The sequence below is a fragment of the Pannonibacter sp. Q-1 genome, assembly GCF_054073275.1.
Map to the genome: position 1 here is coordinate 321199 of NZ_JBSXNB010000002.1, position 22114 is coordinate 343312.

At 61.3% G+C, this 22114-nt stretch carries 17 protein-coding genes and 1 pseudogene; 10 read left to right on the top strand and 8 right to left on the bottom strand.

The window, feature by feature from the left end; genetic code table 11:
* The first annotated feature begins 115 nt into the window (after positions 1 to 115).
* From ACVNHC_RS05480 to ACVNHC_RS05495, 4 genes and pseudogenes are all read left to right on the top strand, one after another.
* Positions 116 to 475: a hypothetical protein gene (locus ACVNHC_RS05480; RefSeq protein WP_457166654.1), complete on the top strand. Its 360-nt coding sequence runs from the start codon at positions 116 to 118 to the stop codon at positions 473 to 475.
* Complete coding sequence (locus ACVNHC_RS05485) at positions 463 to 3672, top strand: CHAT domain-containing protein (protein ID WP_457166655.1); 3210 nt, start codon at positions 463 to 465, stop codon at positions 3670 to 3672. Before ACVNHC_RS05480 ends, ACVNHC_RS05485 begins: the two co-directional genes overlap by 13 nt.
* Before the next feature lie 444 nt (positions 3673 to 4116).
* Positions 4117 to 5268, top strand: a pseudogene (locus ACVNHC_RS05490) (IS3 family transposase).
* A gap of 304 nt (positions 5269 to 5572) precedes the next feature.
* Entirely contained in the window at positions 5573 to 6220 is a 648-nt protein-coding gene (locus ACVNHC_RS05495) for a hypothetical protein (protein ID WP_457166656.1), read from the top strand.
* 81 nt (positions 6221 to 6301) lie between these two features.
* On the opposite strand, the gene ACVNHC_RS05500 is transcribed toward ACVNHC_RS05495, so the two are convergent.
* Complete coding sequence (locus ACVNHC_RS05500; protein WP_457166657.1) at positions 6302 to 6988, bottom strand: class I SAM-dependent methyltransferase; 687 nt, start codon at positions 6986 to 6988, stop codon at positions 6302 to 6304.
* A gap of 109 nt (positions 6989 to 7097) precedes the next feature.
* On the opposite strand from ACVNHC_RS05500, the gene ACVNHC_RS05505 reads away from it, so the two are divergent.
* From ACVNHC_RS05505 to ACVNHC_RS05515, 3 genes are all read left to right on the top strand, one after another.
* Complete coding sequence (locus ACVNHC_RS05505; protein WP_050471691.1) at positions 7098 to 7583, top strand: Rrf2 family transcriptional regulator; 486 nt, start codon at positions 7098 to 7100, stop codon at positions 7581 to 7583.
* 49 nt (positions 7584 to 7632) lie between these two features.
* Positions 7633 to 8547, top strand: coding sequence for a LysR substrate-binding domain-containing protein (locus tag ACVNHC_RS05510; protein WP_457166658.1), 915 nt, complete (start codon positions 7633 to 7635; stop codon positions 8545 to 8547).
* Positions 8548 to 8740: 193 nt separating this feature from the next.
* Entirely contained in the window at positions 8741 to 9733 is a 993-nt protein-coding gene (locus ACVNHC_RS05515) for an MBL fold metallo-hydrolase (protein WP_457166659.1), read from the top strand.
* Positions 9734 to 9793: 60 nt separating this feature from the next.
* Here ACVNHC_RS05515 and ACVNHC_RS05520 read toward each other — a convergent pair whose 3' ends face one another.
* The 3 genes from ACVNHC_RS05520 to ACVNHC_RS05530 form a co-directional block, all read right to left on the bottom strand.
* On the bottom strand, positions 9794 to 11596 hold the full coding sequence (locus ACVNHC_RS05520) for an NAD(P)/FAD-dependent oxidoreductase (RefSeq protein ID WP_457166660.1): 1803 nt from the start codon (positions 11594 to 11596) through the stop codon (positions 9794 to 9796).
* A gap of 124 nt (positions 11597 to 11720) precedes the next feature.
* Positions 11721 to 12794 (bottom strand): 2,3-butanediol dehydrogenase, encoded by a 1074-nt coding sequence (locus ACVNHC_RS05525; protein ID WP_123194146.1) that lies wholly within the window; start codon positions 12792 to 12794, stop codon positions 11721 to 11723.
* A gap of 373 nt (positions 12795 to 13167) precedes the next feature.
* The gene (locus ACVNHC_RS05530) at positions 13168 to 15054 is read right to left on the bottom strand and encodes a sigma-54-dependent Fis family transcriptional regulator (RefSeq protein WP_457166661.1); all 1887 of its coding nucleotides are present in this window, start codon (positions 15052 to 15054) and stop codon (positions 13168 to 13170) included.
* Positions 15055 to 15683: 629 nt separating this feature from the next.
* On the opposite strand from ACVNHC_RS05530, the gene ACVNHC_RS05535 reads away from it, so the two are divergent.
* The 3 genes from ACVNHC_RS05535 to ACVNHC_RS05545 all read left to right on the top strand — a co-directional run bounded on the left by ACVNHC_RS05535 (position 15684) and on the right by ACVNHC_RS05545 (position 16709).
* Positions 15684 to 15893, top strand: a complete 210-nt coding sequence (locus ACVNHC_RS05535) for a cold-shock protein (protein ID WP_026355832.1) — start codon at positions 15684 to 15686, stop codon at positions 15891 to 15893.
* A gap of 133 nt (positions 15894 to 16026) precedes the next feature.
* Positions 16027 to 16251, top strand: coding sequence for a hypothetical protein (locus tag ACVNHC_RS05540; protein ID WP_050471696.1), 225 nt, complete (start codon positions 16027 to 16029; stop codon positions 16249 to 16251).
* A 77-nt stretch (positions 16252 to 16328) separates the two neighbouring features.
* Positions 16329 to 16709 carry a DUF6481 family protein gene (locus ACVNHC_RS05545; RefSeq protein WP_050471697.1) on the top strand — a complete coding sequence of 127 codons (381 nt, stop codon included), beginning with the start codon at positions 16329 to 16331 and terminating at the stop codon, positions 16707 to 16709.
* Positions 16710 to 17110: 401 nt separating this feature from the next.
* On the opposite strand, the gene ACVNHC_RS05550 is transcribed toward ACVNHC_RS05545, so the two are convergent.
* From ACVNHC_RS05550 to ACVNHC_RS05565, 4 genes are all read right to left on the bottom strand, one after another.
* Complete coding sequence (locus ACVNHC_RS05550; RefSeq protein WP_457166662.1) at positions 17111 to 17836, bottom strand: ribonuclease activity regulator RraA; 726 nt, start codon at positions 17834 to 17836, stop codon at positions 17111 to 17113.
* Positions 17837 to 17845: 9 nt separating this feature from the next.
* A complete protein-coding gene (locus ACVNHC_RS05555; RefSeq protein ID WP_457166663.1) occupies positions 17846 to 18745 on the bottom strand; it encodes a dihydrodipicolinate synthase family protein in 900 nt (299 codons plus the stop codon).
* Between the two features lie 9 nt (positions 18746 to 18754).
* Positions 18755 to 20497, bottom strand: coding sequence for an L-arabinonate dehydratase (gene araD / locus ACVNHC_RS05560; protein WP_457166664.1), 1743 nt, complete (start codon positions 20495 to 20497; stop codon positions 18755 to 18757).
* Positions 20498 to 20594: 97 nt separating this feature from the next.
* A complete protein-coding gene (locus ACVNHC_RS05565; RefSeq protein ID WP_050471701.1) occupies positions 20595 to 22112 on the bottom strand; it encodes a tripartite tricarboxylate transporter permease in 1518 nt (505 codons plus the stop codon).
* Positions 22113 to 22114: the final 2 nt, after the last annotated feature.

Sequence of the window (22114 nt, forward strand, 5' to 3'; positions counted from 1 at the left end):
CTGCACTGCTTTCATTCAGATTTTCATCTATGCCAGTCTCAAGGGTGTAGTCAATGATGATCTGCTCGCAATATGGAAATATCATTCGCGGCTCACACGCACTCAGGAGAATTGAATGAAACGTAGCGCTACCGCAGCAGTATTGTTGCTATTGGGCCAAACATTCGCATTTGCTGACGGGGTCGGGATCGGAGCTGGCCAAGACGAGACGGGGAAGATCTTTTTTGTCTTCGCCCATGGCAAAAACTCGCAGGACGCTCTCGACAAGGCAAGAGAACTCTGTATCGCCAAATACCAGAATTGTGCGCCTCTGGTACAGTACGATGAAGGTTGCGTGACACTTGTTGCCGGTGCGTCGCAATCCGGCGTCCAGATCTTCCAGGGTGCTACGCGGCAGGAGGCGCTGATGTCTTGCTCGATTGGTGGCGCCGATTGTGTCCCTCCGCTGAAATCGATCACTGAATGCGTCCGATAAGGAAAAAGTCCGTTGGCGTTGTTAAGACCATCTTGTGCGCGTCGGCTCTCGCGCTGAGCACGATTGGCGCTTCAGCGGCCGACACAAAAGGCGTTCAGCGACTAAACGACGAGGTTCTCCAGCTCATCTTCTCCCATGACTACAAGGCTGCCGAAATTGCTGCCAGAAAAGCGGTTTCCGCAGCCAGAAGCGCGGACGTCAAAAGCGACGATTATCAATTTGCACATCTTAACCTTGCAGCAGCCCTCATCGCGCAGGGCAAGGCGGTCGAGGCGAAGGCAATCCTCTCTGCACTGATCACCGTCGCCTTCGAGGCGGATGCCGCCGACAACATCAAGGTTCAAGCGCTTGCGATGATACTGCAAATACGCACGTCCGACGCAATCGATCCGGGCAGGCTCGACTATCTCAACAAAATAATCGACACGGGCGCTAAGCTCTGGGGGGCCAATTCGCCAAACTTGACGGGTGCGCTGGTCGAGCGGAGCATAGTCGAATACACAATCGGCAACGGCGAGGCCTGCGTTAAGGATGTACAAAGAGTAATCTCTATCCGTGAACTGTCTGCGGATCCCCCTCAGCCTGACGATTTAGCATTGCAAAACAATCTATCACTGTGCCTTTTGCGCGCGGGCCGCCACGACGAAGCAATCAACGGATTTCATCATCTTGTCGCGGAAACAGGTAGATTGTACGGCCCGGACGACGAACGGACTTATAAGAGCCAGAGTGATCTTGGTTTCGCGCTCGAGAAAAGCGGCCAAGTTTCTAAGGCTGCGGAAGTGGCTGCAGATGTCTTGCAGAAACGCCTCAAGCGTGCTGGCCCCGACGACACGGGGACACTGATCAGTATGATCAACCTCGCTTCGGCCAATCAGCAAATCAACCGCCTTGGCGAGGCTGAACGAATATATCTCGATGTGATTGCAGTTTACGATCGCGGACGGCAGATCGACGTCTGGAAGCAAAGTGCACTACAGGGACTTGCCAGCCTGTACACAACTGTCGGCCACTATGATGAGGCGAAGAAATATCTAGAGATAGGAGATCGCGAGCTCGATCAGCTCAATGCGAACGATATCGACATATCGCTGCGTACAGGAGCGCGCCAACATTGGGCCAATCTTTACCAAGCGATTGGGGAAACTGATATGGCGGTGGCTACCCTCAAGAAGATCGTCGAGGCGAAGCGCGATTCCAGCACCTCGCCGAAGGAAATCGCCACTGTTTACGGAAATCTCGCGACACTCGCCTTCTTCCGCAATGATATGACCGAAGCCAGACGTTACGCGCAGCTTGCGCTTGATGTCGATGAGGCGAACGACATCAACGACTTCGAGACAAAGATTCGCTACGCTAAGATACTTCTGCACGATGGCGATCAAGAGAAAGCTCGCACGCTGCTTGAGACCTGCTTAGCTGAGGCACGCTCGCGCCTTGGTTCCGATCATGCGCAGACCGCCTCGATTGCCAATACATTGGCCGTGATCTCACTTCTTAGAGATGAGCGAGCAGGTGCCTTAAGGTTGCTAGCCGCCAACGTCCGCAACCTGAGCCTCTATGAAAGCGGTGACGCGGATGCCGGAATGACGGGCGCAGGCGGCTCCGCGGTTATCGAGGCCGGCAATATCGCGATCGCGGGCGCGATGCGACAATTGGATCCCGAGTTTGCCGAACTCGCAGCCGAATTTGTTCTGAATTACAAGGCGCGTATCGGCAATGTTGACGCAGGATTGCGGCGGGTCGTATCCTCAATCAGCTTCGATCAAAGCTACTCTGACGCCTTTCGGACCTATATCAAATCGCGCGACGATTTCATTCTTGTTTCGAAACGGGTTGTGGCAGGGGATATGACGCTTCTCGTCCGGCTGCGTCAGCTTCAAAACGAGCTGTCGTCTGCGAAGGCTGCCCTCGAAACTCTCGCACCGCTATCAGCCGCGAGCATGGATGATCCCTATGTGTCGCCTACCGACATAGCAGGGCGAATGTCGGATCGCACTGCGCTCATCGAGTATTTTATTTATTCTCCAAATGCGGCAAGCGACACTTGGCAAGCCGAGCGTGCACAACGCTTCGGTGCGATGGTCCTGAGGGCAGACCGTAAGGAACCGATCTTCATCGATCTTGCATCCACCGAGGATGTGCAAGAGTTGGTCTCGCCGTTAAGCGCAACTTTCTCAGACACCTCTGGCAATCGAAAGCTTACAACAGCGCTCTATGATCTTTTGATTGCTAAGCTTCTGCCATCACTTTCGTCCGTAGATCATTTATTCATTTCAACAGCGGGCGTACTCGGGGCTGTGCCGTTCGACATGCTCATGGATCAGCAGGGCAGACGGTTTATTGACAGCAGTATCAATTACCGCTTCGTCGTCAGTGGTAGGTTCGTCGGTCAGAACAAAGCAAGTGCCAATTCCGGCGGAAGGGAGCTCGTTGTATTTGGCGGCGCGGACTTCGATGCGATCGGCGACAAAAGGATGAGTCCAGCAATCGTTGCTGCCAACATCTCGGAAGGCTCCACCTTTATCCCGACTCGCTCCGCGCGAACACTGAGCGGATTTGTGCCTTTGCCCAGCACGCAAGTCGAAGTCGGCGTGGTTGCTGAGACCTGGAAGGAAAAGTTCGGCGCCTCGGCCAAGGCCTATATCGGTGAACAGGCTTCAGAAGCAAACTTGCGTCAAATTGGTTCGCCTCGGGTTCTGCATCTTGCTACCCATGGCATTACCATGACGTTAAAGCGGACAGACACGCTGCTGCCCTCGCTGCAAGTAGCTATAGCATTTTCGGGCGCCAATCATGCACTTGAGAACGATGGCGAGGCTGACGGAATTGTCTTTGGCTATGAAGTCGAGCAACTGGATTTGCGAAAAACCGAACTCGTCGTACTGTCTGCCTGTGAAACCGGGATTGGCGTTTTCAGTAATTACGAGGGAGCCATTGCCGTTGAGCAGGCTTTCCGTCGCGCGGGTGCCAGAGCGGTACTATCAACTCTACACCCGATCTCGGACGCTTACACGACGCTATTCATGAGGGACTTTTACGTTACATGGCTCGGTATGGAAAAGCCCGATGCAGACCAGGCGCTCCGCGAGGTCAAGCTATCCTGGCTTCATTCAGACAATGAAGCGCAGCGGGATCCAAGACTCTGGGCGCCTTTCGTCATCGTTAGTCAGACGGGAGCTGCCCTGGCACCCTGATGGGAGCTTGAAGTCTTAATTGTTGCAGTTGTTGCAAACACGTCTGCCGTTCTGACGCAGACTCGATGGTTCTCTTGCGAAAGATCGCGTCTGCCTAGTGAATTTAGCTTGGCGGTAATGGGACTCTGTTCAGCAACACAACCAAGGCGGTGGGTCCCAGAGGTCCTAGAATTGGCTTTTGGCGTCCGATATGACGGAGCTTTGCTGCCCTGCGCAAAGGCTAACCTCACCTCCTGCTCTGCGTTCCCGAGCGGAAATTATTGCCGCTATCCCGCCATGTTGACGTCGGCCCAAAGCCACGGCACACAGATGGTTTCCACGGTCGCTCGCGGCGGTAAAATTTAGGGAAATCAATGGATATTTTGAGCTCCCCCCTGAAAATCGGACAGTGACGGAAGCTACGATCTGACGTTTGCTGGTCTCCAAGAACGAGGAGATCAGACCATGAAGAAGCGCAGGAACCATGACGCTGGATTCAAGGCCCGCGTGGCGTTGGAAGCCGTGAAGGGCGAACGCACGATGTCGGAGCTGGCTGCCGAGTATGGCGTGCATCCGGCCATGATCCACCAATGGAAGAAGGCGCTGCTTGACGGGGCTGCAGATATCTTCGAGCGCGGGGCGCAGAAGCCCGCTGAAGTGGACGAGGAAACGGTCCGGTCATTGCACGCGAAGATCGGGGAACTGGCCGCCGCCAACGATTTTCTGTCCAGAAAGCTCAAGCTCTGGACCGGAAAGTGAGGCGCGGGATGATCGAGAAGAACCATCCTGGCTTGTCGGTGGGCGCGCAATGCCGCCTGCTGTCGATCTCGCGCTCGTCGTTCTCCTACGAACCGCAGGGCGAGACGGCGATGAACCTCGCCCTGATGCGGGTGATCAACAGCAGTTCCTCGAAACCCCGTTCTACGGCGTTCGGCAGATGACCTGGCACCTGCAGAACGAGGGCCATGCCGTGAATCAGAAGCGCATCCGGCGGCTGATGCGGCTCATGCGCCTGATGCCGATCTACCAGAAGCCCGATACCAGCCGGCCCGCGAAGGGACACAAAACCTATCCCTATCTGCTGGGCGGGCTGCGGGTTGAGCGGCCTAATCAGGTCTGGTGCGCCGGCATCACCTATCTGCCCATGTGCCGGGGCTTTCTCTATCTGGTGGCCGTCATGGACTGGTTCACGCGCAAGGTGCTGGCCTGGCGCATCTCGAACACGCTGGAGGCCGACTTCTGCGTCGGAGCGCTGAACGAGGCGATCCACAAGTTCGGCCCACCCGGGATCATGAACACGGATAGTCATACGATCGAAGCCAGTTCACGTCCTTCGCCTGGACCGACCGGCTGAAACGGGCCGGCACCCGGATCTCGATGGATGGCAAGGGGCGCTGCCAGGACAACATCTTCATCGAGCGCCTGTGGCGATCCCTGAAGTATGAATGCGTCTATCTGCACGCCTGGGAGACCGGATCGCATGCCAAGGCTGGCGTCGGGCGCTGGATCACCTTCTACAATCACCAGCGGCCTCACTCCGCCCATAGCGGACAGCCGCCCGCCGTGGTTTACTTCAACACCATTGAAACCGATCAGCAGGTGCAGGCAGTAGCTTAAATCAGCCGGCAATCGGTCCAAGGATCGGGGAGTGGCACATTTTTTAAGTTATTGAAATTATTTAAGCCCCCTCCCAGCGAGTTTCCTTTATAGATCAAACGCCTGAACTGATCCAATCAGGGTTATTGGCGACTACCAGAAATGGGAATTTTTGGCAGTGGTAACAATTTGAAGAAATCAATTGAAACTCGCTGTTTGGCGATGGAAACACTTTAAAAATCTTCGTAGCCTCTGTGTATATATCTAGCCATTTTCGACATTTCCTCATAATGTGAGTAGAGTTTTCGAAAGGGTTAATTCACCCATGGATTACGCTAACTACGTAACAGCGTTCGCAACCGTGGCCATAGCAGTTCTCACACTTGTACTATGGCTTGAAAATCGTACATTGCGCAAAGCCGGGTCTTCCCCCGAACTCGTCGCCTACCTTTCACCTCATCCGGATGGTCATGGTGGGATCGAGTTCGTCTTGGCAAATGTCGGAAGGGGGCCTGCTTTCGACGTAACATTTGAGCTTATCCACGACGAAGGAGACTTCGAGGCACACGAAGTCTTGGTGGTAAACGATCGAGATCGAATGCCCATCTCGGTCATCCCTCAAGACGCTCAGCAACGTGCTCTGTTTGGGATTAGTTTTGTCCTCTATGGAATATCGGCGGACAAAGACATCGGCCCTCTCAAACCATTCGAGGTTTGCATTCGCTATTCGGATATCTCTGGCAAGAAGCTGTCCCGGAGACGTAGAATCGACATTCGCCAGTTTGCTGGCCTGCGCGGACTTCTCTCCCATTCAAACGCAATTAGGATCGCAAATTCCCTGGCGTCCATCGACAAGCATCTTGCGATCATATCAAGACAATCCGAACGCTTCTCGGCATTCGTCGATACAACTGAAATCAAGGACAGGGTGAAACAAATGCGGAAAGGGGATCCGTTTCCGAATGAGGACTAGACGGTAGCGCTGCGTGTCCTGAAACGGTAATTACCTGACAGTCAGCCCTCCCCTTGGGTGCGGCCATGACAAGACCACGCCTCATCCCCCTTCTGCACTCATGGCCCAGCCGCGGAAGGACAGGGCGGCGTAGAAGAGAGCTGGGGTCTTGAAGCCGGCTTCCCGGAAACAGTCTTCTTCTTCCGCCGGAGAGAGCAGCGGCAGGCGCTCCGCCATGGCTTTGGCCGAGGCGGCGGCCTTGTGAGGATCCGCGGTTGTGCCTGCGGCAAAGGCGGCGGAACGGGCCAGCCAGGTTTCGGCTTCGCCGCCGGGGCTGGTGTGGTGAGCCGCAACGAAAATGCCGCCCGGCTTGAGGCGGCTGCGAACATTCCGCAAGGTCTGCAGCCTTTCGGCTCTGCTGAGGAAATGCAGCGTCAGAAGGCAAACGGCCCCATCAAAAGGGCCTTGGGGGACGTCAACGGCGGTGCCCAGAATGAGTTCCGCCCGCTCCGCGCAGTCAGAGAGTGTCTGCCGGGCGATGTCCAGCATGGCGGGCGATGGATCGACACCCGTGAACCGCCAGTCCGGCTGCGCCTGCGCCATGGCCCGGATTTCCAGCCCGCCGCCTGCCCCCACCACCAGAATGTCTGCTGCGCGGCGAGCCTTTTCGGCAATGAGCAGCGCCGTCATCTTGTGAAGATCCGCCAGTCCCGGCACCTTACGGGGCGTATCGCGCAGGTAGGAGGCGACGGCGGCCGGGTCCATGAAGGAATTGGGCGTGCGGGTCATGGAGCATCCTTTCATGCAACTTCAACTGATACATAACATGGCATTCCCTCACGTATCAACAACTGATACATGTCATGCAGCCGCATGACGACCGGTGCAGAGGCAGGTGATGAACAAGGACACGAGGCTTTCGGACGTGCTGCATGTGCTGCTGCACATGGGACAGGTCGAAGAACCATTGACCTCGGAGGTTCTGGCCCGGAGCATGGGCACCAACCCGGCCGTCTTCCGCAGGACCATGGCCGGACTGCGCAAGGCGGGCTATGTCACCTCCGGCAAGGGCCACGGCGGGGGCTGGCAGCTGGCCCGGCCGCTTGGCGAGATCACGCTGCTTGCCGTCTATGAGGCGCTCGGCCGGCCGGCGCTTTTCGCCATCGGCTCCCGCAGCGCCCATCCCGGCTGCATGATCGAACGAAACACCAATGCAGCGCTGGCCGGCACACTGCACAATGCGCAGAGCCTGCTGCTTGCCCGGTTCGCCGAAGTGACGCTGGATCAGCTCATGCCCCAGCCACAGGAAGCGTCCTCCGGCGCGTGCGGCAACGGAGCGCCTGCTGCCGGGGGCGCGGCTCTTCCCACCCTGAAGGGGGCCTGATCTGGCCCCGCAGATGCGGCCAGTGCACGAGACTTGAAGGAAGTATCAGATGCTGCGGGACATGAGCGACACACTGGCCTTCATCGAGGTTGCCGAGCGGGGCAGCTTTACGGCGGCGGCCGAAAGCCTGCGGACATCCAAGGCACGGGTCAGCAAGAAGGTGCAGGATCTGGAGCAGCGGCTGGGGGTCAAGCTTTTCCACCGCACCACCCGCACCATCCGGCTGACAGAGGCCGGGACGATCTATTTCGAACGGTGCCGGGGCCTCGTCCGCCTCATTTCCGATGCGGAAAGCGCCGTCGAACAGGTGCATGGCACGCCGTCAGGCTGGCTCAGAGTAACAGCGCCGCACTGGCTGGCCACCAGAACCCTCGCCCCGCTTCTGGCCGGGTTTCGCGAAACCTATCCGCAGGTCAAACTGCAGCTGCTGCTCGACCACGGCATCAGGAACATCGTGCAAGAGAACATCGACGTGGCCTGCCGCCTCTGGAACGGCCAGATGCCGGATTCCAACCTCGCCGCCCGGCGTCTCGCCGACATCGGCACGGGCCTTTACGCTTCGCGGCACTATCTGGAACGGCGCGGCACGCCCGATCATCCCTCGCAATTGAAGGACCATGACTGCCTCGTGACGCAGCTGTTCTACGGCAGGCCCGAACATTCCTGGCCGCTGATGGCGCAGAATGATGTTGCCGATTATCCGATCAACCCGGCGGTTGTTGCCTCGGACCCGGAAGCCTTGCTGGAGTTTCTGGTCAGGGCGCAAGGCATTCAGCTGACAAATCCCTATCTGGTGCGCGCCGCGGTGGAGGCCGGCGAGGTCGTCCGCATCCTCCCGCAATGGTCCGGCCCGGACGCCACCTTGTATGCGGTCAGAGCGGGCGGCCGGGTTCAGCCTCTCAAGGTGAGAGCCTTCATCGACTACCTGACGGAGCATCTTGGCGAAGTCCTCCAGTTGCCCTGACCCACCGGAAAACACCGCCCGGGAACGCCGCCCGGGAGCGCCGCCCGCCGAAGAGCGATTGTAACCGGATTCTTGACAGTGAGATCCAGCTTCACCGGCTAATCCCCGGCACTGCCAGCCCCTAGCTTCACCCGGCACACGCTGCATGGCCCTGAAGGGCGCAGGCAGCGTCATTGTTCCGACGGAGCTTTTCATGAACAGCATCACGAGACGGGGCGTCCTGAAGGGCGCTTCGGTTCTGGTCACAGCCGCAGCGCTTCCCAATCTCCCCTCCTCCGCCTTCGCGGCGGCGCCAAAGCAGCATTTCCAGGCACCCGGCTTTTACCGGATGGCGCTTGGCGATCTGGAAATCACGGCCCTTCTGGACGGCACGCTGCCGCTGCCTCTGCCGCAGATGTACCGGGATGTCATGGCGCAGGACGCAGCCGAGCTGCTCCGCAGGGCATACCGGGACATTCCGACCGACACATCGGTCAACGCGTTTCTGGTCAATGATGGCGCGCGGCTCGTCCTCATCGATGCGGGCACCGGGCACTATCTGGGTGCAGAAGCCGGGCATCTGATGTCCAATCTCGAGGCCTCAGGCTACACCGCTGCCCAGGTCGATCATGTCATCCTGACCCATGTCCACACAGACCATACCGGCGGGCTCGTCCGCGATGGCAAACCCGTGTTCGAGAATGCAACCCTTCATGTTCCAAAGCGTGAGCTGGACTTCTGGCTGGAAACGCCCGCAGAGGCGCGGCCTGAAGGCCTGAACTCGCAGCTTTTTCAGGAAGCGGAGGAGTGCCTGCGGCCTTATCTGCAGCAAGGCCGGGTGGCGGCCTTTGAAGATGATGCGGAGGTCATCGCGGGCTTCCGCTCGATCCTGCGGCCCGGACATACGCCCGGCCACAGCTCCATCGTGGTGGAAAGTGGCGGCCGGAAGCTGGTGTTCTGGGGCGATATCACCCATGGCGATATCGTTCAGTTCAAACAGCCGGAGGTGACCATCGAGTTCGATGTGGACGGGCCTGGCGCCGTTGCCTCCCGCAGGAAAGCCTTCGCCGAAGCCGTCAGCGAAGGATACCTCGTTGCGGGCGCACACATCGCGTTCCCCGGGATCGGGAATGTCCTGCAAGAGGGGCAGCACTACGGCTGGATCCCGGTGAACTACTCGGATGGCGAGGGCGGGATCGTCAAATAGCTGTCTGCCATTCCAAGGCGCCCGGGGTGCGGGCGCCTTGGATCTCAGGAGTGGTCCGGATCAGGACAGGTGATGCGGCTTGGTCATCCCGTAGACCGGGGTGTCGAGGCCGGCGTGCCGGGCTTTCAGCTGCAGCGAGAGATATTGCGAATAGTGGCGGGACTGGTGCAGGTTGCCGCCGTGGAACCACAGCGCCTCCTGCTGCACCGGCTTCCACATGTTGCGCTGCTCGCCTTCCCAGGGGCCGGGGTCCTTGGTGGTGTTCGAGCCAAGCCCCCAGCACTTGCCGACCTTGTCCGCCACCTCGCGCGAGATGAGATCGGCGGCCCAGCCGTTCATCGAGCCGTAGCCGGTGGCATAGACCACCAGATCGGCGGGAAGCTCCGTGCCATCCTTCAGCACCACGGCGGTTTCGGTCAGATGCGACACGTCCACGCCGGACTTCAGCTTGATCGAGCCGTCGATGACGAGATCGCAGGCGCCCACGTCAATGTAGTAACCCGAGCCGCGGCGCAGGTATTTCATGAAAAGGCCGGAACCATCATCACCGAAATCAAGCATGAAGCCGGCCTTTTCAAGCGCCGCGTAGAAGTCTGCATCCTGCTCGCGGATCTTGTCATAGATCGGGATCTGGAACTCATGCATGATGCGGTACGGCAGCGAGGCGAAGATGAGATCGGCCTTGCGGGTCGTCATGCCGCCCTGCACCGCACGCTCGGAATAAAGGTCGCCGAGGCCGATTTCCATCAGCGAGTCCGACTTGACGATATGGGTGGAAGAGCGCTGCACCATGGTGACATCGGCGCCCGCTTCCCACAACGCGGCGCAGATGTCATGCGCCGAATTGTTGGAGCCGATGACCACCACCTTCTTGCCGGCATAGGCATCCGGCCCCGGATGCTGCGAGGAATGCTGCTGTTCGCCCTTGAACACGTCCTGTCCGGGGAACTTCGGCACATTGGGCTTGCCGGACATGCCGGTGGCCAGCACCAGCTGCTTTGGCCGCAGCACCACTTCCGCTCCGGCGCGGTCGACGATGACGGTCCACTCGCCGGTCTTCTCGTCATAGTGCGCGGACTTGGCCGTGGTGGAGCCCCAGTAATTCAGCTCCATCACCCTAGTGTACATCTCCAGCCAGTCGCCCACCTTGTCCTTGGGCGTGAAGACGGGCCAGTTCTCCGGGAACGGGATGTAGGGCAGATGGTCGTACCAGACCGGATCATGCAGGCAGAGCGACTTGTAGCGCTTGCGCCAGCTGTCCCCGGGCCGCTCGTTCTTTTCGATGATGATGGCCGGCACACCCAGTTGGCGCAGGCGCGCGCCAAGGGCGATGCCGCCCTGCCCGCCGCCGATGATCACCACATAGGGCTGCACAGAGTAGCCAAGTTCGGCCGTCTCTGCCTCGCGCTTTTCCTTCCAGGTCTTGCGGTTGCGGTCATGCCCATGTTCGGCGCCCATGGGGCGGCGGAAGCCCTTTGGCTCCTCATGGCCCTTCAGCTCACTCATGGTGGTGAGCAGGGTCCAGATCAGCCCGTCCTTGAGGCGGATATGGCCATAGCCGCGCGCCGCGCCGGTTTCGAATTCGAACCAGCCTTCGGTGACACCGCCCGTCTCGGATGCGGCCTCCTTGCTGTCCTGCACGAAGCCGGAGGGTTTGATGGCGGCCAGCTGGCTGGTGAGCATGCTGCGGATCTCGCCGTGGCCTTCCAGCGTCTTCAGGTTCCAGGTGAAGGTCACAAGGTCACGCCAGTAGCACTCGGCCTGAAACAGGTTCACGGCGGCTTCTATGTTGCCGCTCTCCAGCGCCTGGCCGAGCTTGGCAAGGACGGTATCGATCTTCGTTGCGGGGCTGGTATCAAGCATGTCATCTCCTCCATGAGTGCTTGGGGTTTGCAAGGCGGCATGCCCCCGTTGCGGGGGCGCGCCGGGATCGAACCGGCCGGCGCCGCCCAGGCTCCTCTCCCGGGCAGGCGCAGGCCGGTGATCATTATTTCGACAGGTCGATCAGGATCTTGAGCTGCGTGCCTGCCGGATCGAGCAGCACGTCGAAGCCTTCCTTCACCGCCGTGTCGAGCGTGATGCGCTTGGTGACGATCTTCGTGGCCGGCAGCAGGCCGGAGGCGATCAGGCGGATGACGCGCGGCCAGTAGTGGGTCGGATAGGCCCAGGAGCCCTTGATCTCCAGATCACGGAAGGTGACCTGGAACCAGTCGAGCGGGTTGTCATGCGGATGCAGGCCCGTCTGCACGACAACGCCCTGCTTGCGCACCGCATCGGCGCAGGCCTTCAGCGCGTGTTCATTGCCGACGCATTCGATGGCCACATCACAGCCCACCTGCCCTTCGGTCAGCGAGCGGACCACATCGCCCACCTTGTCGCGCTTGGGGTTGATGGTGATGACGCCGGGCAGCACCCCCTTGGCCAGTTCCAGCCTTGCATCGTTGAGATCGGAGACGAAGAGCTGCGTGGCACCGGCAGCGCGGGCGGCAAGCAGCGTCAGCATGCCGATGGGGCCCGCGCCCGTCACCAGCACGCTGTTGCCCGCCGTCACCCCGCCCCGGTCGCAGGCATAGACGGCAACCGCCGTGGGCTCGACGAGCGCGGCTTCCTCATCCGTCATTTCATCGGGGATTTTCTGGACATTGTACTCGTTGACGAGAGCGGCCTCCGCCATGCCGCCACCATCCCAGCTGAGGCCGACAAGGGCGAGCTGCGGGCTGAGGTGGAACAGCCCGCGGTCGGCGAAGTAATCGCCCGAACGCGGCATGACGAGCGGCTGGATCGACACCCGGTCGCCGGGAGCAACCGAAGTGACACCGTCCCCCACGGCTTCGACAACGCCGCCGAATTCATGGCCGAGAACCTGCGGGCCATGGGCGCCGGTGAAGGGATGCGGCTCGGTGGGAATGAAGATCGGGCCGTAGCTGTATTCGTGCAGATCGGTGCCGCAGATGCCAACGAACCGGTTGCGGACGAGCACCTGTCCCGGTCCCGGCTTTTTCGGCTCGGGAATGTCCTCAAGCCGCAAATCCTTGGCTGCATGAAATCTGAGCGCGCGCATGTTTCCTCCTGTGGCTGCTTCTTGATGCCAGGGGGAATTGCAACGGCCGTGCCAGCGCAGACGGCGGAAAGGCAGATTGAAAATGCAGGATTTTCAGCGCTTGCGGCGTCGGCAAGCGCCGCAGGTGTGGCGCAACAGCTGTGGCACAGGCCACAGTGCGGCGGCTGATCGCAAGGCGCTGCGATGCAGACGGACCGGCATTCGTGATATCCGGCGCAAGCCTCCGCGCCGCGCGTCAGCCTCACCGCTCTGCAAGCGGGTGGGTCCCTGATCTCCGCTCCGCTGCGTCCGGGACGGCGCCCCGAGTGTGGCGCGGCTCGGGCAATGCCGCACTCGCGCCCATCACAGGCTCCGCCCCCCTAATGCGCCCCCCCTAATGCGGGCGGCCGATGCCCAGGCGCCTCATCCGGCGATGCAAGGTGGTGCGGTCGATGCCGAGCCGCCGTGCAGCTTCAGAGACATTGCCCTTGCAGGCGGAGAGCATGGCGCGCAGTTCGTCCCCGTCATTGCCTTCTGCGATAGCATGGGGCGAAAGGGTCAGCTGCTCCGGCAGGTCCTCCACCCCGATCACGCCATCCTCGCAAAGGGCAGCGGCAAAGGCGATGGCATTGTCGAGCTCGCGGATGTTGCCCGGCCAGGAATGGGCGAGCAGCAGCACTCTGGCCTCCGGCGAAAGCCGCAAGGGGCGGCCCCCGGCGGCATGCTTTTCAAGGAGCCGGGCGAGCAGCCAGGGAAAGTCCTCCCGCTCGGACAGCGGCGGCAGCGGCAGAACGGCGGCGTTCAGCCGGTAATAGAGATCCTCGCGGAAACGGCCTGCCGCAACAAGGGCTGCCAGTGGCCGGTGAGAGGCGGAGATGACGCGGAAGCTGATCTTGCGCGGCACGGAGCCGCCCACGGGCAGCACCTCGCCTTCCGCCAGCACCCGGAGCAGCCGGCTCTGCGCCGCAAAGGGCATGTCGCCGATTTCATCCAGGAACAGCGTGCCGCCGCCCGCCTCCTCCACCAGCCCCTTGCGCCCCTTGGCAAGCGCTCCGGTGAAGGCGCCCGGCGCATAGCCGAACAATTCGCTCTCGATCAGCTGTTCGGGGATGGCAGCGCAGTTGACGGCGACGAACCGGCCGGAAACGCCGCTGACCTCATGGATGATCCTCGCCAGATGCTCCTTGCCGGTGCCCGTCTGCCCCTGAAGCAACACAGGCAGGCGCGAAGGCGCCAGCTTCATGACCTTGCGCCGCAGGCTGTCCATGGCCGGACAGGCGCCGCCCAGCCGGCTCAGCGCGGGCAAGGCACGCGGCAGGCGGGCCGCCGGCTGGCCTGCAATGCGCTGCTGCGGCTCGATGGCATGGGCATAGAGGAACGCGCCGCCGCGCAGGGCAATCCTGCGGTCCTGCGGCAGGCTGGCCCGGGTCAGCGAAGCCAGTTCGCCAAACTCCGCGTCAAAGAAATCCGTGACCAGTTGCCCCAGCAGCAGTTCGGGCCTGCGCCAGTCGAGACCACGCGAGGCGGCCAGAAGCTTTGCGCCGCCATGCGTCATGCCGGTGATGCGCCCTGCCCCGTCAACGGCAATCGCCGCTTCCGGGTCCACATCGAGAAACTCCGGCGCTCCGGCAAAGCGCAGCACCAGATCGTGGCGGCTGCTGGCCATCAGGTTGGCCAGCTCGATCCGCCGCACCGTGGAGGACACCAGATGGCGGGCCATGTTCTGGCTGGCCTTGAGGATCGGCGAGCTGAGCAGCGAAATGTCGAGAACGGCCGCAAGCGCGCCCTGCGTGTCATAGATCGGCGCGGCCGTGCAGGAGAGCGGCGTGTGGGTGATGTCGAAATGGTCGGTCTGGTGGATCGTCAGCGGCTCGCCGGTGGTGATGCAGGCCCCAACCGCACAGGTTCCGGCGCGCGGCTCGGACCATTCGGAGCCCAGATAAAGCCCTGCCTTGCGCAGGTTGTTGTTGAAGGACGGATCGCCCAGAAACTCGACGGTGACGCCCTGCCGGTCGGAAAGAAGCAGGACATAGTTCTGCTCCGCCACCTGCCGGTAGAGCCGCTCCAGACCGGATCTTGCGATATGCACCAGATCCTCGGCCTGCTGCCGGTGCTCGCGCAGCCGCGTCTCGGAGACGATCACCGCCTCCCGCGCCTTAGCCGGATCAAGCTGATAGGTCTCGAGGCAGCGCCGCCAGGAGGCGACGACCACGGCATCCCTGCCGGTGTTGCTGCCCTGCCCGACGCGCTCGATTTCCTTGATGTGATCGGAAAAGCCCATCAAATCACCAGCCCCTCCGGACTGCCTCCCGTGATCTTTGGCCCGATCATAGCCGGGATTGTCTGAACTGCCTAATCATCGCAGCCCCATCCTCTGGCCCCGTCAGAACAGGACACAACCCAGCTCAGAAGAGCCCAGACTGCTCACAAATCTCCGGCCTCTCCATCGTCATCCTCGGCCTTGTGCCGAGGATCTAACCAAATCAATGACTTACAGATGGCCGGGACAAGCTGGCCATGACGAAAGAGAAGAATTCCTGCTTTGTCATCACCCCCAGCTCAGAAGGGCCATGGCTGGCGCAGCCGGTGAGGAAGCCGCGGCCCGGGATCACGAATCTAAGCCCTTTGCAGGGATAAAATGCTTGCACCAGGTTCGAAAACGGAAAGATTCAAAACTGTTTTTCCGGCTGAAACCCTGCGTATTTTTGCTCCAGCTCATGTTTTTCAAAAACAAAAATTGACAAACCGGCGCGCAACTCGTATGTATTTTTCATCGATATCTTTTTTGCTGAGCTTTGGTTATCACGCGGTCAACATCGCGCTGAACGAACACTCCCTCTAAAGCATCGTTATCACCGCTTGCAGGCCTCCGGGCTTGCGGCTTTTCTCTATGCTATGAAAGGGTTCATCATGACCACTGGCACAGTAAAATGGTTCAATTCCACCAAGGGTTTCGGTTTCATCGAGCCTGACAATGGCGGCCCGGACGCCTTCGTCCACATCTCGGCCGTCGAACGGTCCGGCATGCGCGAAATCGTGGAAGGCCAGAAGCTTTCCTATGACATGGAGCGCGACAACAAGTCGGGCAAGATGTCTGCCTGCAATCTGCAGGCCGCCTGATAGATCCGGGATCTGCTTTCCCTTGACCACGGATGTACTGGCATTGCCGAAAGCATGAGACCAAACAAGGTCAGGCAGTTTGCCTGGCCTTTTTTGTTGCCCGCAGCAGCGGGCAACGTCCGGAAGGATCCCCATGACCGACAAGCACAGCAAGTCCCGCCAGCAGGCAGAAACGGCCTTTGGCCGGGAACAGTCGCAGTTCTTTGCCCGCACCCGTGCCTTCGAAGAACTGGACGCGATCACCGCCGCGCGTGACGAAAAGACCCTGAGACTGCGGGAAGCACGGCTTGCCAGGGAACTGAGCGAGAGTCTGGCAGTTGCTGCCAAGTCTCCCGCCAAACGGACCAAACGAACCTGACCGCGGGGCCCGCTGCACCGGCAGCTGGTGACCTTGCATGAAAAAGCCAAGGCGGAACCGCCAGATGGAGTGAAGACTTGAGAGACATGACGAACAACGGCCATTCCGGCCGCCGCAGCACCGCTTCCGACGCGAAGGCAGCCCTTGTGCAGGCTTACCGCGCCGCAAAGGAAGCAGCCGGACCGGAGCGCGAAGCAAAGCAGGCCGAGCGGATCAGGATCGCGGAAGCCCGTGATGCACGCCGGGCCGAACGCGCACAGGCAAAGCTGGATGAACAGAACCGGGCCGCGAACGAAGCCGCCCTCAAGGCCGCCGAAGCGGAGGCCGCAGCCAGAGCCGAAACCGAAGCGCGCGAACTGGCCGACAGGAACCGCGCTGCCCGCGTTATGGAAGACGAAGCCGCCCGCAAGGCCGAGCGTGACCGGCGCTACGCCAACCGGAAAGCCCGTCAGGCCTGACGCTCTCCGAAATTCCTCTTCCTTCATACCAGGGCTTCCGGTGCGGAGGCATCATGGGCCTGACCCGTTCTCAATGGGTGAAGCTTATCGGGAATTGATATAAGCCCCGGTGCGCAAGCGGCGCCGGGGCCCGATGCAAGCCGTTCCGCTCACCCGCGCCCGCCGCCCGCGATGGCGGCCTTTGCGCGCCTTGCCTTCAGATACGGCCATATGATGCTGAACAGAGCCAGTGCCGGCAGCAGCGCCGAAACCGGCCTTGTGAAGAAGGCCAGCACGGCTGCATGCAGGTCCCGATGGGGCCCACCTTTGCCGCTCCGCAGGCTGAGCCTTATACCAAGGCTTTCGATGCTGAAGCATCACGCCTTGAAATTGCTCAAGCGCCGCACGGGCTTGACCGGCTCTCAGCGCCCGGTCTTCTCGCGCCATTCGGCGTATTTGGCGAGGTTCTCTTCCTTCGTCGCCGGATAGAGGCCGATGATCGCAGCCCCTGCCTTCACCTGCTCCAGAACAAAGTCCTCGAAGCTCTCCATGCCGGTGCATTCATCGGCAATCTCGTCGGCAAGATGAGCCGGAATGACCATCACGCCATCGCCATCGCCGAGCATCACGTCACCGGGAAACACCGGGGCGTCGCCGCAGGAAATCGGCACGTTGAGGTCAAGGGCCTCGTGCAACGTCAAATTTGTCGGAGCGCTGGGGCGCTGGTGATAGGCAGGCATATCGAGTTTGCCGATACCTTCCGCATCCCGGAAGCCGCCATCGGAGACAACGCCTGCGCAGCCGCGCATGGCAAGGCGGGTGATCAGGATCGATCCGGCAGAGGCAGCGCGTGCGTCCTTGCGGCTGTCCATCACGAGCACGAAGCCCGGCGGGCAGGTTTCCATCGCCACCCGCTGCGGATGATCGGCGTTGCGGAAGACGGTCAGCGGATTGCGGTCCTCGCGGGCCGGGATGTAGCGCAAGGTGAAGGCCTGCCCGACCATTGTCTCTCCCTTCCAGTTGATCGGGGAAACGCCCTGGACGAACTGGTTGCGCAGGCCGCGCTTGTACAGCGCCGTGGCGACGGAGGCGGTCGAAACCTTCTTCAGTTTCTCGCGTGTTTCATTGGAAAGGACATAACCGGTCATGATGACACCTCAGAGCAGATTGTTGTCTGACAGAAAGCGGTTGAGACGTTCGGACTGCGCCTTGGTCAGAGGCCATGCGGATGGCGGGCGCGTGGGGCCGCAATCCAGCCCCTGGACAATCAGGGCGGACTTGACGCCGGTGACATTTGTCCCTGCCATTTCCTCGGCGCGAATGTCCTCGAACACCTTCATGCCGGCGATGAGCGCGTTGGCTTCAGGGTAATTGCCAGCCTCCAGCGCCGCATGGATGGCCATGGACCGCTCCGGCCAGACATTGATGAGGCCAGAGGTGAAGCCACGCGCTCCGACGGCATAGAAGGTGGGCGCCCAGACCTCGGCAAGCCCGCCGACCCAGACGATTTCCGGATCGCAGGCCGCCTTCGCTTCGGCCAGGCGCAGCGGGTTGGGCGTGGCCCATTTCACCCCTCTCACGCCCGGCAGGGCGCAAAGGCTGGCGATGGCTGCCGTGCCGATGGCATCGTTGCGCAGATAGAGCATCATCGGCAGGCCGCCGGAGGCATCCTCGAGCGCCTTCAGATAATCCACGATGCCGCGCGGCGCGACGAAGGGATCAGGCGGCTGATGCACCATGAGCGCAGCCGCACCGGCTTCCGCCGAAACCTTTGCCAGCCGCACCGCATCCCGGATGCCGCGCCCTGCTCCGGCGAGCACCGGCGCACGGCCGCCAACCATGGCCACAACCTCCCGCACCATGGTGCTGGCCTCGTCCGTGGTCAGGGCGTAAAACTCACCCGTGTTGCCATTCACCACCGGCATATGGACACCGGCGCCAAGGGCCCGGTCAATGACGGGAAGGAGCCGCCGGGGGGCGATGTCCCCCGCCTGATCGTAGGGCGTGACCAGAATGCCGGAGATGCCGGTGAGTGCCTGAGCGAGCGTAGCCGCCATGTCTGCCTCCTAGTAAATGTCCGGCTCACCGGCCGCGCGTCCGAAGCCGCGCTCAAGAAAATCAAAGTCGCAGCCCTTGTCGGCCTGCGTCACGTGTTTGGAGAACATCCAGCCCCAGCCCCGCTCGAACCTGGGCTCCGGCGCGACCCATTCGGCCCGGCGGCGCTCAAGCTCGGCGTCATCCACCAGCATGTCGAGGCGGCGCGCAGGCAGATCGAGGCGGACGGTATCGCCATTGCGCAGCAGCGCCAGCGGCCCGCCGATATAGGCTTCCGGCGCAGCATGCAGCACGCAGGCGCCATAGGATGTGCCGGACATGCGGGCATCGGAGATGCGCAGCATGTCGCGGTGGCCCTGCTTGATCAGTGCCTTGGGGATCGGCAGCATGCCCCATTCGGGAAAGCCGGGGCCGCCGAGCGGGCCGGCATTGCGCAGCACCAGCACATGGTCCGGCGTCACGTCGAAGGTCTCGTCATCGACGGCTTTCTTCATTTCGGGATAGCTGTCGAAGACCAGCGCCGGGCCTTCATGCACATGGAAGCGCGGATCGCAGGCCGCCGGCTTGATAACCGCGCCGGACGGGCACAGATTGCCGCGCAGAACCGCGAGCGAACCCTCATGATAGACCGGGTTGGAAAGCGGGCGGATCACGTCGTCATTGTAGACTTTCGCGCCTTCCAGGTTCTCCCCCATGGACTTTCCGGTCACGGTCATTGCATCGAGCGCCAGCCGGTCGCGGATCTGCGCCATCAGCGCCCGCAGCCCCCCCGCATAATGGAAATCCTCCATCAGATAGTCCTTGCCGGACGGGCGCACATTGGCAATCAGCGGCGTGACACGGCCCAGTTCGTCGAGATCATCGAGCGTCAGATCGACGCCTGCGCGCCGGGCCATGGCGATCAGATGCACCACGGCATTGGTCGAGCAGCCGGTCGCCATCGCCACGATGGCGGCGTTGCGCACCGAAGCCGTGGTGACGATCTGGTCCGGCGTCAGGTCTTCCCACACCATCTCCACGATGCGGCGGCCGCATTCTGCCGCCATGCGCTGGTGGCCGGAATCAACCGCCGGAATGGAGGAGGCGCCCGGCAGCGTCAGCCCCATGGCGTCGGCGATAGCGGTCATCGTGCTGGCCGTTCCCATGGTCATGCAGACGCCCGGAGAGCGGGCGATACCGCCCTGCACGCCGGTCCATTCCGCGTCGGAGATATTCCCGGCGCGCCGCTCGTCCCAGTATTTCCAGGCATCCGAGCCGGATCCCAGATGCTGTCCGGCATAGTTGCCGCGCAGCATTGGCCCTGCCGGGAGATAGATCATCGGCACGCCAGCCGTCAGGGCGCCCATCACCAGCCCCGGCGTGGTCTTGTCGCAGCCGCCCATCAGCACCACGCCATCCAGCGGATGCGAGCGGATCATCTCCTCCGTCTCCATCGCCAGCATGTTGCGGTAGAGCATCGAGGTCGGCTTGGTGAAGCTTTCATCGACCGAGAGCGACGGCATCTCGACGGGGAAACCGCCTGCCATCAGCACGCCACGGCGCACATCCTTGGCCCTCTCGCGGAAGTGCGAGTGGCAGCTGTTCAGCTCCGACCAGGTGTTGAGGATGCCGATCACCGGACGGCCAATGAACTCTTCCGGCGCATATCCGAGCTGCATCATGCGGGAACGGTGGCCGAAGCTGCGCAGGTCATCAGGCGCGAACCAGCGGGAGGAACGCAAGGTTTCGGGGGTTTTTCTGGGCCGCGGGGTCATTCTGGCGTCCTTTTTTAGTCTATGCTTGTTTGTGGCGATGGGGGGCGTGCAAAGGAGACGGCGGCATCACCTGCTGCAGGAGAGTTTTCAGCCATGCTCATGCCCCCTCACCTGCAGTCCGGCGGGGCGCGGGCCGGATGCCGCGATAGATCTGCCAAAGCACCGACAGCGCCGCAAACCCGAGGAAGGTTGCCGATATCGGATTGGTCAGGAAGCCGGTGAACTCCCCTTGCGAAAGCTGCAGCCCCCGGCGGAAGTTGGTTTCCGCCATCGGCCCGAGAATGAAGCCGATGATGAAGGGCGCTGTGGGAATGCCAGCCTTGACGAAGGCGTAACCAAGCAGGCCGAAGCCCAGAACCGCCCAGACATCAAAGATGCGGCTGGCGAGCCCAAAGGCACCCACGACACACAGAACCAGGATCACCGGTAACAGGATGTGCTTGGGGATGGCCAGAAGCCTGATGAACACCCGCAGCCCGTAGAATTCCACCACCAGCATCATGATGGCCGACAGCGTCAGCGCCGCAAAGATCGTGTAGACAAGCGGGCCTTGCGTGATGAACAGCATCGGCCCCGGCTGGATGCCGTGGATCATCAACCCGCCCAGCAGGATGGCAGTCACGGCATCGCCGGGAATGCCGAGCGTCAGAAGCGGAATGAGGGCACCGCCGATGCCTGCATTGTTCGCGGTCTCCGGCGCAACGATGCCTTCGATCGAGCCCTTGCCGAACTTCTCCGGCGTCTTCGACCGGCTCTTGGCAGCGATATAGGCGAGAATGTTCGACGTACCCGCGCCAATGCCCGGCAGAATGCCGATGCCGACACCGATAAGCGCCGAGCGGAAGGCGTTGGGGATCTGGCCAAGGAATTCCTTCACGCTGAAGCCAAAGCCGCGGATGCCTTTCATCACCGGCATCACGATCTTCTCGGCAGACCTTGCCCGGCCAGCCTCCGCCACCTTGATCACCTCGGCAATGGCGAACATGCCGACAAGGACGGTGAGGATCGAAAACCCGGCGTTGAGTTCCACCTGTCCGAAGGTGAAACGGCGGATCGCCTCCACCGGGGCGATGCCGACCGTTGACACGGCAAAGCCAAAGAGACCGGAAAAGATGCCGGTTACCATCGACCCGCTGGAGAGGCTGGCAATCAGCGTCAGCGAAAAGACAGCGATGGCGAAATACTCATGCGGCCCGAAGGACAGGGCCACCCTTGCAAGCGACGGCGCAATGAACATCAGCGCGGCGATCGAGAAAATCGTGCCGATGAAGGAGAACACGATGGCGACGCCCAGAGCCTTTGCCCCCTCGCCCTTCTCCATCATCGGACAGCCGTCGAATGTCGTTGCAATCGAGGACGGCGTGCCGGGGATCTTCAGCAGGATGGCTGAAATCAAGCCGCCCGACGTCGCCCCGACAAAAAGCGCCACCAGCAGCGACATGCCCGCCGCAGGGCTCATGCCATAGGTCAGAGGCAGGCACAGGGCGATGGCCATGACAGCGGTCAGCCCCGGCACGGCGCCAAAGATGATGCCAACCACGACGCCGGCAGCAATCAGCAGGACGAGTTGCGGCTGAAAGACATTGGCAATACCGATTGCGATCATATCAAGCATCA